Source organism: Massilia sp. TWR1-2-2, from assembly GCF_049897565.1.
Classification (GTDB): Bacteria; Pseudomonadota; Gammaproteobacteria; order Burkholderiales; family Burkholderiaceae_D; genus JAFCUW01.
On sequence record NZ_JAFCWM010000118.1, the window covers coordinates 1 to 533 of the forward strand.

1 protein-coding gene is annotated in these 533 nt (G+C 52.0%); it reads right to left on the minus strand.

Annotated features, from left to right (window positions below; genetic code table 11):
• A partial coding sequence (locus ACP7DD_RS26650; protein WP_426178425.1) for a hypothetical protein occupies positions 1-251 on the minus strand: 251 nt, incomplete at its 3' end.
• Positions 252-533 lie beyond the last annotated feature (282 nt).

The window sequence follows — 533 nt, forward strand, 5'->3', positions numbered from 1 at the left end:
CGTGCTGGGTGACGTCGGTCTTGCGCATAGTTTCGAAGGGGAAAGTTGTTCTCATTACACAACGTATACCCCCGCCGTCCCGTTGACAGGGCGGCGGGATTTTTCAACAGCCTGTTAAGAACAAATGCTTGATAATGTTGTTGATAATGGAGTGGGAATGATTGCCTGATCGGCAGCATCGCGCAGCAACGCGCAACCCGACAATGGAGGCCCCTGATTGCAGGGGCTTTTTTCACGGGTGCGCCCAGCATGGGCGCACTCCTGCGGGTGAAAGTCCCGTCGCGAGCTGACCACAGTGAGCGAAGTGAAGCGCAACTGCATGAGGGTTACCGAGTGTGGGAAGCAAGCGTCGAGCGTAAATCACGAGCCGATGTGCATAATTTTCGTCGTCTTTGAGCACACAGCCCGGGATCAGCCCCCAATCCACCCAAGTTAGCATTTAATGTGCAGTTAGATGGTTTATTTTCAACGTAGACACAAAAACACTTGACATCAATTTAGAAGCGCGGCCTGCAGTGTGAATTTTTGATTCT